The following is a 13749-nucleotide window of genomic DNA, read 5'->3' on the forward strand; positions in this document are numbered from 1 at the left end:
CAATCAATCTTTCACCTAATAGAACTATAGAGGCTGACTTGTGACTTTTGAGCCGATGCAACTACTCGCGATGTGGTTAAAACAACGAGGAATACAAAATCAGTCTGCCCATACTTTGCAGGCTTATGAACGAGATGTGTCTGATTTTCTGTTGTTTTGCGAACAGAAAAAGCTTGAGTTGGGCGATGTTGAAGCCACTGATTTACGCGAATTTATTGCACAAAAAGTTGAACATCAACAGTTGAGCTCCAGTAGTCTACAGCGGATGTTGTCTTCTATTCGTCAGTTTATGAAATGGGCTGAGCAGGGGCAACATTTGGCTTTTAATCCTGCCGATGACTTTCAACTCAAACGTAAACCTCGTCCTTTACCAGGTCTAGTGGATATTGAAACCATCAATCAAATTTTGGATCAGGCCTTGCCTGAGAAAGAAGTCGAACAGCAAATGTGGTATCGGGATAAAGCTTTGCTTGAGCTGCTTTATGCCAGTGGATTACGCTTAGCGGAAGTGCAGGGCTTAAGAATTAAAGATATCGACTTTAACCGACAGTTACTGCGTATTACAGGGAAAGGCAATAAAACTCGGGTTGTGCCTTTTGGTTCTAAGGCTAAAGATGCGGTAATGAAATGGTTGAGCATTTATCCACTATGGAATGGTGATTTTGTTCCCGACGCACAAGTTTTTATTACTCAAAAGGGTAATCCTTTGGGGATGCGTCAGATTGAAAATCGGGTCAAGTTTCAAGCACAGCGTGCAGGCGTAAATATTGATCTGCATCCGCACTTACTCCGTCATTGTTTTGCTAGTCACATGCTGTCAAACAGTGGTGACTTGCGTGCAGTGCAGGAAATGTTAGGCCACAGTAACTTAAGTACCACCCAAATTTATACCCATGTCGATTTTGACAGACTGGCTCAAGTGTATGATCAGACGCATCCACGAGCACAGCAAAAGGTGAAAACTTAGTTCATACATACTTTAAAAATAGTGTCACATAATGCATGCACTATAGCGCTGTGTTTTAGGTTAAATGCCAAAGGTCAGAACAAACGGCGTAAACACATCCGTAGATAACTATTGTACGCATGTACGCACTAGGGCGGTCTATGAGATTCGGCATTATTCTTGCTTTAATCAACTTGATCAATAAGTAGTAATGATCGCTCACTTTTGTTAGAAAAAGTGTGATTATGAACTTTTGTAGAATAATAAATCGGCAAAAAATAGAGTATAAACTTAAAAGAGGATGGGCTTAATGTTCCAGTTTAATGAAACGGTAGATTTAAGCTTATATTGAAGATGACAAATGTGAAAATAGGTCAGTATATGATTTCAGATATACAAGCAAAGTATGATCAACTCAGCTCCGCGCAAAAAGAAATTTTTGCGGGCTATGGTTTGCGTCAGGTCAAACACTTTGTTGAAATTAGTTTAGCCAATATTGAACCTGTACTGCCTGAAAATGCATTTGTTCAAGGCGTCAATGCGGCAGGTAAAGTTCAGGCTTTTAATGCAGAGACTGGGCAATACTATTTATGGATTTCCGATTTACAGTGGCAAGTGACTGCACAGCCCTCAAATAGCATTGATTTGAAAGATGACTTTCTTGAAGTCTGGAAACTTTTTAATCTTGGACAATATGAATTGATTGATTTAAGTCATATTCATCGTGATTTTTTAGAAAGTCAGTTGGCTTAATGGCATATAGTGTATGTCGAAGCAGTGGGCTATTTTGGTCGAGTTTCGGATGATTAAAATAGCCACGATGTTGCATACCGAGACGTTTCATTGCCGCTTCAGAAGCCCTATTTTGAACTGCGGTAAAAGCAACAACTTCATCCAAGTTTAAAACCGAAAAAGCAAAATATAGACAAGCCTGTGCAGCTTCTGTGGCATAACCCTGATGCCAAAACTTCGAGTCCAATCGCCAACCAATTTCGACACAGGGAGAAAAATCAAAGCACTCAGGTTGAGCATGTAAGCCTGTAAATCCAATGAACTCCTGACTATGCTTCAGTTCGACTGCCCAAAAGCCCCAACCATTTTGATTGATGAATTGCTGAAACGTTTGCGCAAGGGTATCGCTTTCTGTTTGTGTGAGTGGACGAGGAAAATAACGCATCACTTGGGCATCGGCATTTAACTGCGCAAATGCAGGAAAGTCATCTACGCGCCAAGCTCTTAGACGTAAACGTGCCGTTTCTATCACAAACTTGAAATGCACTGACATTAGATTTCATCAAGCGGGAGTTGGAAACTTTGTTTAATGATTTGACTTGGCAAGTCTGTTTTGACACTGGTAATGCCATTTTTTTTGGTCAAATGTGTGGATTGGAATTCACGATAGCTTTCTAAATCGGGTACCACGACTTTTAGCATTGCATCGCATTCTCCTAAAATAATGTAGCATTCCATGACTTGAGGGAGCTCTTTCATGGCTTCAATAAAGGTGTCGATGGTTTCGGCATCTTGGCCGACCAGCCAAATACGTGAGAACAGAATCAGTTGAAGGCCAATTTTTTGTGGATCGACCACTGTGGTATAATTTTGAATAACACCTGCTTCTTCTAATAGTTTGACGCGTCTTAGGCATGAAGACGGTGATAGACCGATTTCTCGTGCTAAGTCATTATTTTGAATACGGCCATTGTCTTGTAAGTGGCGAATGATATTTTTATCAATACGGTCAAGTTTTATGCGCACAGACTTTGGTGATTGTTTCATATCTTAGAATATAATTTGAAAAATACGTTTTATTATAGAATAAATTGAAAGCCAATTTTGTATTATTTCGCACATACTAATTTTCACTTTCTAATGGATGAAAGGGGAAAGGAAATGTCTGTATATGTACTCTTTGCACTGACCGTGCTGCCACTAATTTTTACACCTGGGCCAGATATGTTATTTATTCTGTCTCAAGTTATGGGCAAAGATGCAAAAGCAGGCATGATGGCGACTATCGGCGTATGTACAGGCTATTTACTACATTCAATTTTAGTGGCTTTGGGTATTGCTGCCATTATTGTGTCTTTCCCGCTTTTGTTTGAAACCATCCGCTGGCTGGGTATTGCATATTTGTTGTATTTGGCCTTTGGCTTATTAAAGTCGGTTTTTAGCACTAAAAAATTGCAACTAGACCGAAAAACGGAAAATAACCCGATCAAAAAGGGCTTTTTTACCGCACTGTTAAATCCCAAAGGTATGCTTATCTATTTTGCAATCTTGCCGCAATTTATCGATAAATCTGCCAACACTGTCAGTCAAGGTTTGATTTTATCTTTACTCTTTATCGCGATGATTTTTGTGGTCTACTGTAGTTTGAGTCTGGTTTTTGCAAAACTGACACAGAAGTCCCCAATAGATGAACGTAAGCAAAAATGGATTGATGGTACTTCAGGTGGTTTGCTGGCATTGGCCGCGACATGGCTGATTGCCAATTAAACTCAGAGAAGCATGTCAGAATGGCATGCTTTTTTTTGAGGAAGTTTTTAAGATCGCCTAATAAAGCAGCAATATTGTGTCATCGTATGTCTAAAATAATGAGTATTTGAATCTAAGGCTGTGTGATCTATCTTAAATGACAGATTTGTGAAGCCTGATAAAGATGTGAACAGACAGTCAATAATCTATTTGATGGTGAATATTAGAGAAAAGAAATCAAATCTTTGAATAATGTAAATCAGATAAAAATATAATAAAAATCATAACTTAATCTGAGTGCGATTTTGTGCAAATATAGTGCGTACAAAAAAGTATGAACGCGTCGTTCAGCTAAATTTACGCATTTTTACAGCTCTTTGGTGAATTGTGACTTGACCGAAATGCCGTACACATTGCAAGATAGGGCACCTAAAAAAATTTAAGTGAAGAGTTAAACTAACTTTTCTCAACATTTACATTTGCTAAAACAGCCGAGGATTACATGAAGGCTCTTGTTGCTGTAAAACGTGTGGTTGATGCCAACGTTAAAGTTCGCGTTAAGCCGGACAACAGTGGTGTTGACTTAACCAACGTTAAAATGTCAATTAACCCATTCTGTGAAATCGCAGTGGAAGAAGCGGTTCGCTTAAAAGAAAAAGGAACTGTTTCAGAAATCATCGTTGTTTCTATTGGTCCTAAAGAAGCGCAAGAGCAAATCCGTTCTGCAATGGCGCTTGGTGCTGACCGCGGTATTTTAGTTGAAGCTGATGACAGCCAACTGGGTGCTTTAGAAATTGCGAAAGTGTTGAAAGGCGTTGTTGACGCTGAACAACCTCAGTTGATTCTTCTTGGTAAACAAGCAATTGATGATGACTCTAACCAAGTCGGCCAAATGCTTGGTGCGCTTCTAGGTGCAGGTCAAGGTACTTTTGCTTCTGAAGTTAAAGTTGATGGCGACAAAGTACAAGTAACTCGTGAAATCGACGGTGGTTTACAAACTGTTGAACTTGCACTTCCAGCGATCATCACCACTGACTTACGTTTGAACGAGCCACGTTATGCAGCTCTTCCAAACATCATGAAAGCGCGTAAAAAACCGCTGGATACGAAGTCACCTGCTGATTTTGGTGTTTCTACGACAACTAAACTTAAAACAGTTAAAGTTGAAGCGCCTGCTGAACGTAAAGCTGGCGTACAAGTGAAGTCTGTAGACGAACTTGTAGAAAAACTAAAAAATGAAGCGAAAGTGATCTAATACAGAAGGATAAAATCATGAGTATTTTAGTTATCGCTGAGCACGACAACAAAGCACTAAATGGTGCAACTTTAAACGTTGTTGCTGCAGCTCAAAAAATCGGTGGTGATATCACTGTATTAGTTGCTGGTTCTGGCGCGCAAGCTGTTGCTGATGCTGCTGCAAAAGTTGCGGGTGTAAGCAAAGTATTACTTGCTGACAACGCAGTTTACGCAAACCAATTGGCTGAAAACGTTGCAGCTTTGGTTGCAGATATTGCTAAAGGTGGTTTCAAACACGTATTGGCTGCATCAACTACAACGGGTAAGAACATTCTTCCACGTGTGGCTGCACTTCTTGATGTCAGCATGATTACAGACATTATTGCTGTTGAATCTGCAAATACGTTCAAGCGTCCAATCTATGCAGGTAACGCGATTGCAACAGTTCAGTCTGATGAAGCAATCATTGTTGGTACTGTACGTGGTACAGCATTTGACCCTGTCGCTGCTGAAGGTGGTTCTGCTGCGGTTGAAGCTGTAAGCGAAGCAAAAGATGCTGGTATCTCTAAGTTTGTTGCTGAAGAGATCGTGAAATCTGAACGCCCAGAATTAACTGCTGCGCGTATCGTGGTTTCAGGTGGTCGTGGTGTGGGTTCAGGTGAGAACTACCATACTGTTCTTGATCCATTGGCTGACAAATTGGGCGCTGCTCAAGGTGCATCACGTGCTGCGGTTGACGCTGGTTTCGTTCCAAACGACATGCAAGTAGGCCAAACAGGTAAAATTGTTGCGCCTGATCTGTATATCGCTGTAGGTATCTCTGGTGCGATCCAGCACTTGGCAGGTATGAAAGACTCTAAAGTGATCGTTGCGATCAACAAAGACGAAGAAGCACCTATCAATGCAGTTGCTGACTACTGGTTAGTAGGTGATTTGAATACCGTTGTTCCAGAGTTAGTATCTAAAATCTAATTCCTGACAACGTTTCAAAAAAACGCTTTTGTGCAAGCAGTTTAAGTAATGCTTAACTGCCATGTGCAGGAGCGTTTTTTTATGCGCGTAAATCATTCTCAATATTATAAGAAATCAAATCACTCGATATTTATTTTGTTATTTTAAATCATTGTATTCTGCAAATAATAATGAAAATTTAAGCATTTCTTAAGCTGGGTGTGCATCTGAATATTCAGATTTATGATACTATTTTCCATTCATTTTTAAGCTTAACTTACATAAAATTTTTTTTGTTAAGTTGGGAGTTGTAATCTTGCTGATTGATACTCGTGTATCTTGGTCTGTTCTGATCCTTACTGTTCTGTGTTTAATCTTTCCATTTTTAGCTGATCTACAGTTACCACTTTTAGAAGGTGCTGTTGTACGTGGTGTGGAAAATATTCAAGCGCTACTTTTGTTGATATTTGCTGTATTTAGTTATTTTTACATGCAACCGATGCGCCTTCCTGAGGGTAAAAAGTATTTTTGGATCTGGGCTGTACTGTGGTGGTTGCTTCTATTTGGGCGTAGCACCAGTTGGGGCAGAGACTATTTTCCCGAAGTCCCAAAAGTATATTTTCGTAGCATCTCAGTGGTTTTGATTGGTTCAGTCGTATTTATGTTGTTGGTTAAACCACTGCGCGATGAGATTGCGATAAAAATGAAGAGTATGACGATTCCTGCTTGGGCAATGCTGCTCACGGTATTGGGATTGATTATTTCTGACGGCATTGAGCACAGCCGCATTTATGGTGGAATTTTCTTACATCAGATTGCTTATAAAGACCTTATGGAGGAGCTGTATGAGTTTCCTTTAATACTGGGTTTGTTTATGGTTGCATTTCACATTATGCAGCGCGAGAAGCGGGACATTGATCGTTAAGTCCAAAGATAGGCAAGACATGACTTAAAGCTCTCAAAAATGAGGGCTTTTTTGCATTTTATGCAATGTTAATAGGGAATGTGATGGAGCTGTAAATGTACATCCTATACATGTGTAAAAAATAACCCCTAAATTAAAGAAAATTAACGAGATTAACTGGGGTGACGTGACACAAAAATCAGAGTGTTTATGCTATAATTTGCGGCTATATTTCAGTTTTTAGTTCAGTATTTTGAACTAATAATTTTGCAAGTTTTACGACATATAAATGCAAGCGGTTTTACGTTTGTAGAATAAGGAGTATGCATGAGCGTATCGGAAATCAGACCGATTGCGATTGAGGATGAACTCAAGAACTCGTATCTTGACTATGCAATGAGCGTGATTGTTTCTCGTGCTTTGCCAGATGTTCGAGATGGTCTAAAACCTGTTCATCGTCGTGTGCTTTATGCAATGCACGAATTGGGTAATGACTACAACAAAGCTTATAAAAAGTCTGCCCGCGTGGTTGGTGATGTGATCGGTAAATATCACCCACATGGTGATTCTGCTGTTTATGAAACCATTGTTCGTATGGCTCAAGACTTTAGCTTGCGTTATCAATTGGTTGATGGTCAGGGGAACTTTGGTTCGGTCGATGGCGATAGTGCAGCTGCGATGCGTTATACCGAAGTTCGTATGCGCAAGTTGACTCATGAAATCCTTGCCGATCTTGAAAAAGATACGGTGGATTGGGAAGACAACTACGACGGTTCTGAACGTATTCCGCAAGTGATGCCAACGCGTATTCCGAACTTACTGATTAACGGTACTACAGGTATTGCTGTGGGTATGGCGACCAATATGGCGCCGCACAACATGACTGAAGTAGTGAACGCTTGTTTGGCCTATGCTGAAAACCCAAATATTTCAATTGAAGGATTGATGGAATATATTTCGGGTCCAGACTTTCCTACAGGTGGCATTATTTACGGTAAAGCGGGCATTGTTGATGCTTACCGTACAGGTAAAGGTCGTTTGCATATTCGTGGTAAGTACCATTTTGAAGAAGACCAAAAAACAGGTCGTACCACGATCGTTTTCACAGAAATTCCATATCAAGTCAACAAAGCAAGAACGATTGAACGTATCGCTGAGTTGGTGAAAGAGAAAAAACTGGAAGGTATTTCTGAGCTACGTGACGAATCTGACAAAGATGGGATGCGTATTGCCATTGACTTAAAGCGTGGTGAAAACGCTGAAGTTGTGGTGAATAACTTATTCCAAAACACGCAGTTGGAAAACTCTTTCAGCATTAACATGGTGTGCTTAGACAACGGCCAGCCAAAGTTAATGAACTTGAAAGACATTGTTGCGGCATTTATTCGTCACCGCCAAGAAGTAGTGACGCGTCGTACCATGTTTGAATTGCGCAAAGCACGTGAACGTGGTCATATTTTAGAAGGTTTGACGGTAGCATTAGCAAATATTGATGCGATCATTGAAACCATTAAAACTTCTGCAAACCCCGCTGAGGCACGTGAGCGTTTACAAGCAGGTGAGTGGGCAGCAGGGAATGTAATTGCATTGCTTGAAAAAGCAGGTTCTGTTTCTGTACGTCCCGACGAAATTGAAGGTGAAGATCCAAGCCGCCCGTTTGGTTTAGATGGTCAGATTTATCGTTTATCGCCTGCGCAAGTCGGTGCGATTCTTGAGCTTCGTTTGCACCGTTTAACGGGTCTTGAACAAGACAAGTTACAAGCTGAATATACTGAAATTTTAGGTCAAATTGCTGAACTCACAGCGATTTTAAATGACTTCAATTTATTGATGGCAGTGATTAAAGAAGAATTAGCTTTAATTTTGCAACAATACGGCGATGCTCGTCGTACCGCAATTGTTGAGTCTCGTATTGACTTCTCTCGTGAAGATTTAATTCCTGAAGAGCAAGTGGTACTGACTGTTTCAAAAACAGGTTATGCGAAAACTCAACCACTTTCAGACTATGCTGCGCAGCGTCGTGGTGGACGTGGTAAATCTGCGACATCGATGAAAGAAGATGACTATATCCAGCATCTGATTGTGACCTCTAACCATGCCACAGTGTTGTGCTTTACCAATGTTGGTAAAGTCTATCGCCTGAGAGTGTTTGAAGTGCCTCAAGCATCGCGTGGTTCAAAAGGTCGCCCAATGGTGAACTTATTGCCACTGGATGCCGATGAGACAATCACAGCAATTCTTCCTGTGATTGATGCGCCGAAAAAATTTAAAGAACGCTTAGCTGAGTTCAAAAACTTTGTGCGTAGCAATGTCGCGACATTACGTGAAAATAGTATTATCGACGCGCATTATGAAGCGTTAAAAGCTTCATTCGATGAGTTGGCTGAAGATGCAGATGAACTCTCTGATGCATTACGTAAGCAATTGAAAGAGTTGGGTGTTGAGCTTTCAACAACAGATTTGGACAATGAAACAGTTGCTGAATTTGCTGATCTTGCAGAGAAAATGCGTAAGAACTTCTTTGTATTCATGGCAACTGCATCTGGTACGGTCAAACGTGTTGAATTAGAACAATTTAGTAATGTTCGTTCAAACGGCTTACGTGCGATTGAGCTAAAAGAAGAAGATACCTTGATTGGTGTTGCAATTACCGATGGCGAACAGCAAATCATGTTGTTCTCAAATGAAGGTAAGGCAATTCGCTTCTCTGAAACTGATGCACGTGTGATGGGACGTACTGCAAAAGGGGTGCGTGGTATGCGCGTCACTTTAGCTGCGGCTCAGGCTGAAGATGATGTTGAAACCGACACAGATTCAGATGATGAAGAATCTTATGATTTAAATGTGGCGAGCCGTATTGTTTCATTAGTTGTTGTACCTGAAACTGGCGAAGTACTGTGTGCTTCTGCAAATGGTTATGGGAAACGTACGCCAGTGGATGACTTCCCAACCAAGAAACGTGGTGGTAAAGGTGTTATTGCAATCAAAACATCTGAACGTAACGGTGAGTTGGTAGGTGCGGTTGCCATTGATGAATCTAAAGAGTTGATGTTAATTTCTGATGGCGGTACTTTAGTTCGTACTCGTGCCTCTGAAGTTGCTAGAACGGGTCGTAATGCACAAGGTGTGCGTCTGATTCGTTTAGGTAATGAAGAAATCTTGGTCGGTGTCGTTGCTGTTGAAGCAGTTGAAGTCGAAGATGATATTTTAGATGCTTCTATTGAAACAACTGAAGAAACTGTAGTTGACGAAGTAAATGTAGATGCATCTGAAAATACAGCAGATACCAATACATCGAACGAAGACTAACTGAATGAAAAAGAAAAGGGCGCTTCGGCGTCCTTTTTCATATTGGCGATGACCTAGTGGCGGAGAAGATTTTATGAAAGCAAAATTACTGGTTTTGAGTTGTGCGTTGGCTTTAACAGCATGTGATAAATTGGGACAACAGGCATTGGATTCGATCCCAAATCCGAGTCCTGCTCAAGAGCAAGTAGCTCAGCAAGCTTATCAAGCCTTTACTCAGGGGGATTTTCCGCAGCTCTATACTTATTTTGAGCCAGAGTTACAGCGTGAATTTAAAACTCATGAAAAAGACATGCGAAAATTTGCAAAATCGATTCCTAAACAAGCCATAACGACTCAAAAAATTGTATCGAAACACATTGAAAAATCGACGGAAAAACCAAGTTTGTATGCAGTTACCTATGAGTATGCTTATAGCAATAAAAACCTAGTTCAATACGATGTTGGTTTTGACAAAGCCGGCGGAAGCACAAAAATTCGCAGCTTTGATGTCAAACTTTATGGGGCTTCAACGGATTAAATTGGTGGGATTGCTATAAAATAAGTTTCAAAATTTAGCGATGCTTGAGACGCCAATAAGCAAATGCTGCGCAAGCTATACCAAACACAAAGAGATACAGTAGTTTCGGCAGAATAAGTGCAGTTGGTACACCCATTTGGTTCAGTTGAATAAACATTTGAATCCCTTGGGTCGATGGCAAAATATTGCCCAAGTATTGCATCCAAGCGGGCATTGCGGCGTGTGGCCATGCTGTTCCTGAAAGTAGAAATAGCGGAATAGAGGTAAATACAATGACATGTCCTGCACGTTCAGGCATATCGAAAAATGTGGAAATCAACATGCCTAAAGCCACGATACAGCCTATAAAAATCGGCACGGCCAGTAACATGCCACTAAAATTTCCCCCATGTGGGTAGTCATTTAACCAATAAATAAAGCCAAATAAATATAAACAACCGAGTATACCAATGGTCAGAATGGCACAAAAAATCGCAAAAAATTCCGTTGTCGTTGGTCGCCATTTCTGTTCGCGGTATCCGGCCAATAACATCCCTAAACCGAGCACGATGGTTTGATGAATAATCAGCGGAGCAATGGCGGGGAAAATATAACTGCCATAACCCGACATGGTGTTAAAAAGCGGTGTTTGATGAATGGAAATGGCTGGAGAAAAGTGCGAAATATTACCAAATTTTTCCACGTGCTCGCGTACAGCATTTTCAATTGAGGTAGCGAGACCTAGTCCAATTTGCTTGGTTTTTAAAAAGTTTGCCGCGCTGAGATACAGCCCAATCCCACCGACTTCGCCATGCCGAAGACTGTTGGAAAGATTTTCGGGTAAGAGCAAAATACCATCGGCTTGCTGTTGTTTAATCATATTTTCAGCATCGAGGAAATTGCCTGTCACAGCTTTCACTTCAACATTTGGACTGAGCGCAACGTGCTGAATGATGTTATTGGTCACGATACTTTGTTCTTCATCCACAATCACAATGGGCAAAGCTTCTGCTTGTTGGGCTTTGTAGGCAGTCGGATAGAAAATACTATAGAAAATCACCGAGAGAATGAGTGTGGTTAAAATCGACTGATTGGCGATGATGTCTTTAAATGTCTTGAGGTAATAGTGCAAAAATGACTTCATGACGCGGCTCCTTTGATTCGTTTTTTGAGGAGCAGGACAGAGGTCGCTGTGTAAAAGACCACATAGAGGATAAGTATGAGTAAAGGCAAAAGGGATGAACTGATTGGGCTACCAATGACCCATTGTTCGGTTTGTAATTTTGCATAGGGTGTGTAAGGGATAATATTGGCCCAAAATTTGGTAAACAGTGGTGCGTTATTTAAGGGGAGGGTCACTCCTGCAAAACTGAGCGATGAACCGCCATACACAGCAATTAACCCAAAGGTTTTGGATAAGTTATTGGTGGCTAAAACAATGGTGCTACTGATCAAGGCATAGGCACTATAAAATAAAAGCTGTGCCAACATGATCAACCAAAGCTGACCTGCAACAAACCAACCGCGAATCTCAATCAGCCAAAACATCCATGCCCATGTCCATAAGCTAAAAATAAGTACATAGGTCAGATTCTTAGAGAGGATAGCTTTAAAAGCAGATTGATTGCTTAGCCAGTTTTGTGTTGTATCAAACTTAAATTCCTGACCGACTGAAAATGCGACACAGCAGCAGAGCAGTAAATGCAAAATTGCAGGAATCATAAAGGGTTCTAAATAGAACTCATAACTCAAATTTGGGTTGTATAAGGTCGAAATTTTAACGTGTGGCGTAGGTACATCTAAATAAGGAATAGTATTTTCTAAATAACTTTCACCAGCATAGTCTGCCATGGCTTCAACTGTGCTGAGTAACATGGCTGATGAAATGGTGTTACCTACACTAAAGTAACTTTGGTTATAGGCAATGCTGATTTCAGCATCTTTAGCTTGAACAAAACGTTGTTCAGCACCATGGGGAATACTGACGTAACCCCAAACTTTGGTTTGGTTCAGCAACTTTTCAACTTCGGTATTTTGATCACTGACGATGGCGACATCTAAAGTATGGTTGAGTCTTAAGTAGCGCTGTATGTTTTGGCTTAGCTCACTTTGGTCCTGATCAATAATCGCAATAGGCAAATGTTCGGGTTTACCTTGGGCAAACATGCTGGAAAACAGTACGATAATAAACAGTGGGGCAAGCGTGACTAAACATAGATCCCACTTATGTTTGAGTAAATAGTTCAGTTCCCGCAGTAGTCCCCTTAGCATTATTTGCTCTCTTTGACTTTAAACAACACACTCATGCCAACTTTTAGGTCTGGAATGGCTTGCGCAGGCGTCAAATGAACTTTAAAGCTACGAATGTCATAGCCCCCTGTTTGGCGTGTGGTCTTAATGGTGGCAAATTCGCCTTCGGCATCAATGTTCTTAATATTAAAGTTGGTATGCAGGTTTAAGGCTGGAATAAAGCCTTCAATTTGTTTTGCCTGATAGATGTTGGCGTATTGGTCTTCACGAATATTCAGTGATACCCAAAGTTCACGGTCTTGAATAATACTCACAATCGGTACACCGATCGCTACCAATTCAGAGGGTTTGCCATAAGTTTTAGAGACGGTACCGTCAATGGGTGAGAGTAGTTTGGTTTCAGCTTCAAGTGCATTGACTTCAGCAACAGCTGCTTTTGCAATTTGCACTTGCGCATCTGCTGAACTTTTTTGCTGTGGGGTGCTGCCACGTTCAGCCCGAGCATATTGTTGATATGCGGCTTCTGTCATTTGAGCAGCTGATTGCGCCGCAGCATGCATTTCATCGCGACGTTGGCGTGAGATGACACCTTGTTGGTACAAGTTTGCACCACGTTGATAGGTGGTTTGTGCCAAAGTTTGCTGTGCTTTCAATGCTTGCCAGTTAGCGTATAAACTCGCAATATTTTCTTCCTGAGAACCACGGTCAGCGGTGGACTGGAGTGCTAAAGCCGCCTGTAAGCTGGCCAGTGCTTGCTGTTTTTTGGCATTGACTTCAGGGCTATACAGTCGAACGAGTTCTTGGTTTTTGCTGATCTTCTGTCCGTCATGTACATAAATCTCATCAATTCGACTCGGCACTTTGGTACTGACATGGATCGTTTCTGCCTCAACCCGACCTTGGATTTCAACCGTTTTCGGTTGATAGGCCTTCCACAGTCCAAAAGCAATCACGATAAATAGAATAATAAGAGCAAGCCCCCCAATCAGCTTGATCGCTTTGGACTTTTGCTCGGTGTTGGTATTGGCTGATGCTGGCTTAGTCTGTTCGCTCTCAGTCTGTGCCTGTTCTTGAGTATCATTTGTGGTTAATTCCTCTGTTGATGGCACCGCTTGATCTTCTTGTTTTTCAGGTTTTTGCGGATCAGATTGGTTTTGATCTTGATTCATTAAATGGCTC

Annotated in this window: 13 protein-coding genes; 8 read left to right on the forward strand and 5 right to left on the reverse strand. The window is 41.1% G+C overall.

Annotated elements, in window-relative coordinates; genetic code table 11:
• The first annotated feature begins 55 nt into the window (after positions 1 to 55).
• Both RR876_RS04890 and RR876_RS04895 read left to right on the forward strand, forming a co-directional pair.
• Positions 56 to 967 (forward strand): tyrosine recombinase XerC, encoded by a 912-nt coding sequence (locus RR876_RS04890; protein ID WP_332476712.1) that lies wholly within the window; start codon positions 56 to 58, stop codon positions 965 to 967.
• 333 nt (positions 968 to 1300) lie between these two features.
• Positions 1301 to 1699 (forward strand): hypothetical protein, encoded by a 399-nt coding sequence (locus tag RR876_RS04895; RefSeq protein ID WP_332476540.1) that lies wholly within the window; start codon positions 1301 to 1303, stop codon positions 1697 to 1699.
• Here the strand turns inward: RR876_RS04895 and RR876_RS04900 are convergent.
• Both RR876_RS04900 and RR876_RS04905 read right to left on the reverse strand, forming a co-directional pair.
• The gene (locus RR876_RS04900; protein WP_332476539.1) at positions 1626 to 2231 is read right to left on the reverse strand and encodes a GNAT family N-acetyltransferase; all 606 of its coding nucleotides are present in this window, start codon (positions 2229 to 2231) and stop codon (positions 1626 to 1628) included. The genes RR876_RS04895 and RR876_RS04900 overlap by 74 nt on opposite strands.
• Positions 2231 to 2725, reverse strand: a complete 495-nt coding sequence (locus RR876_RS04905; RefSeq protein WP_004695793.1) for an Lrp/AsnC family transcriptional regulator — start codon at positions 2723 to 2725, stop codon at positions 2231 to 2233. Before RR876_RS04905 ends, RR876_RS04900 begins: the two co-directional genes overlap by 1 nt.
• 114 nt (positions 2726 to 2839) lie before the next feature.
• Between RR876_RS04905 and RR876_RS04910 the strand changes: the two genes are divergently transcribed.
• From RR876_RS04910 to RR876_RS04935, 6 genes are all read left to right on the forward strand, one after another.
• Complete coding sequence (locus RR876_RS04910) at positions 2840 to 3445, forward strand: LysE family translocator (protein ID WP_078425376.1); 606 nt, start codon at positions 2840 to 2842, stop codon at positions 3443 to 3445.
• 481 nt (positions 3446 to 3926) lie between these two features.
• Positions 3927 to 4679, forward strand: coding sequence for an electron transfer flavoprotein subunit beta/FixA family protein (locus RR876_RS04915; RefSeq protein WP_005400499.1), 753 nt, complete (start codon positions 3927 to 3929; stop codon positions 4677 to 4679).
• Positions 4680 to 4696: 17 nt separating this feature from the next.
• Positions 4697 to 5632, forward strand: coding sequence for an FAD-binding protein (locus tag RR876_RS04920; protein ID WP_004982561.1), 936 nt, complete (start codon positions 4697 to 4699; stop codon positions 5630 to 5632).
• A gap of 295 nt (positions 5633 to 5927) precedes the next feature.
• Positions 5928 to 6536, forward strand: coding sequence for a hypothetical protein (locus RR876_RS04925; protein WP_332476538.1), 609 nt, complete (start codon positions 5928 to 5930; stop codon positions 6534 to 6536).
• 306 nt (positions 6537 to 6842) lie between these two features.
• Positions 6843 to 9824, forward strand: coding sequence for a DNA gyrase subunit A (gene gyrA / locus RR876_RS04930; RefSeq protein ID WP_332476537.1), 2982 nt, complete (start codon positions 6843 to 6845; stop codon positions 9822 to 9824).
• 73 nt (positions 9825 to 9897) lie between these two features.
• On the forward strand, positions 9898 to 10341 hold the full coding sequence (locus tag RR876_RS04935; RefSeq protein WP_184118058.1) for a DUF3887 domain-containing protein: 444 nt from the start codon (positions 9898 to 9900) through the stop codon (positions 10339 to 10341).
• A 34-nt stretch (positions 10342 to 10375) separates the two neighbouring features.
• Here RR876_RS04935 and RR876_RS04940 read toward each other — a convergent pair whose 3' ends face one another.
• From RR876_RS04940 to RR876_RS04950, 3 genes are read right to left on the reverse strand one after another with little or no spacing between them, the layout of a single operon-like run.
• Positions 10376 to 11464 carry an ABC transporter permease gene (locus RR876_RS04940; RefSeq protein WP_332476536.1) on the reverse strand — a complete coding sequence of 363 codons (1089 nt, stop codon included), beginning with the start codon at positions 11462 to 11464 and terminating at the stop codon, positions 10376 to 10378.
• Entirely contained in the window at positions 11461 to 12591 is a 1131-nt protein-coding gene (locus RR876_RS04945; protein ID WP_332476535.1) for an ABC transporter permease, read from the reverse strand. The genes RR876_RS04940 and RR876_RS04945 overlap by 4 nt, the downstream gene beginning before the upstream one ends.
• Positions 12591 to 13739 carry an efflux RND transporter periplasmic adaptor subunit gene (locus RR876_RS04950; protein WP_332476534.1) on the reverse strand — a complete coding sequence of 383 codons (1149 nt, stop codon included), beginning with the start codon at positions 13737 to 13739 and terminating at the stop codon, positions 12591 to 12593. Before RR876_RS04950 ends, RR876_RS04945 begins: the two co-directional genes overlap by 1 nt.
• Positions 13740 to 13749 lie beyond the last annotated feature (10 nt).

The organism is Acinetobacter sp., assembly GCF_036666595.1.
Lineage (GTDB): Bacteria > Pseudomonadota > Gammaproteobacteria > Pseudomonadales > Moraxellaceae > Acinetobacter.

Coding starts and splice junctions, on each gene's coding strand:
- RR876_RS04890 (WP_332476712.1), top strand. CDS start 56: ATGCAACTACTCGCGATGTGGTTAAAACAACGAGGAATACAAAATCAG.
- RR876_RS04895 (WP_332476540.1), top strand. CDS start 1,301: ATGACAAATGTGAAAATAGGTCAGTATATGATTTCAGATATACAAGCA.
- RR876_RS04900 (WP_332476539.1), bottom strand. CDS start 2,231: ATGTCAGTGCATTTCAAGTTTGTGATAGAAACGGCACGTTTACGTCTA.
- RR876_RS04905 (WP_004695793.1), bottom strand. CDS start 2,725: ATGAAACAATCACCAAAGTCTGTGCGCATAAAACTTGACCGTATTGAT.
- RR876_RS04910 (WP_078425376.1), top strand. CDS start 2,840: ATGTCTGTATATGTACTCTTTGCACTGACCGTGCTGCCACTAATTTTT.
- RR876_RS04915 (WP_005400499.1), top strand. CDS start 3,927: ATGAAGGCTCTTGTTGCTGTAAAACGTGTGGTTGATGCCAACGTTAAA.
- RR876_RS04920 (WP_004982561.1), top strand. CDS start 4,697: ATGAGTATTTTAGTTATCGCTGAGCACGACAACAAAGCACTAAATGGT.
- gyrA (WP_332476537.1), top strand. CDS start 6,843: ATGAGCGTATCGGAAATCAGACCGATTGCGATTGAGGATGAACTCAAG.
- RR876_RS04935 (WP_184118058.1), top strand. CDS start 9,898: ATGAAAGCAAAATTACTGGTTTTGAGTTGTGCGTTGGCTTTAACAGCA.
- RR876_RS04940 (WP_332476536.1), bottom strand. CDS start 11,464: ATGAAGTCATTTTTGCACTATTACCTCAAGACATTTAAAGACATCATC.
- RR876_RS04945 (WP_332476535.1), bottom strand. CDS start 12,591: ATGCTAAGGGGACTACTGCGGGAACTGAACTATTTACTCAAACATAAG.
- RR876_RS04950 (WP_332476534.1), bottom strand. CDS start 13,739: ATGAATCAAGATCAAAACCAATCTGATCCGCAAAAACCTGAAAAACAA.